At 46.8% G+C, this 372-nt stretch carries 1 protein-coding gene; it reads left to right on the forward strand.

The features are described 5' to 3' along the window. The coding region (locus GFJ41_RS18195) for a hypothetical protein (protein WP_206001625.1) at nt 1–359 on the forward strand (359 nt) is incomplete at its 5' end. Between the last annotated feature and the right edge of the window lie 13 nt (nt 360–372).

Raw genomic sequence — 372 nt, forward strand, 5'->3', positions numbered from 1 at the left:
GCTTAGTGAACAGTCCATCCAGATACCTCTTTGAGACCCAAGAGACTGTCTTCTCTCAATTTGCTACGATGTCCAAGTTTGTGCTGCTTGCTGTGGTCATAGTACTCCAAGTGTGCTGGACCATGGCGGAAAACGTAACTGAATCTGAAGGAGCTTTACGGAGGATCATTGGGGCGTACAAGGAAATGAAGACTAAAGTTGTGGAAGCTGGCACTACAGTAGTTGAGTTTTTTGAAATGTACTATGAGGACCAGGTGAAGCCCAGGACTGAGCCCTACACTGAGTGGGCTAAAGAGAAGGCTAAATCTTTTTGGGACGGACTCAAAACTAAAGTGTTGGGCGATGGGGCCGACAAGTAACATGCAACACATC

This window comes from Paraclostridium dentum (genome assembly GCF_012922555.1).
In the GTDB taxonomy this organism is placed as follows: domain Bacteria; phylum Bacillota; class Clostridia; order Peptostreptococcales; family Peptostreptococcaceae; genus Paraclostridium; species Paraclostridium dentum.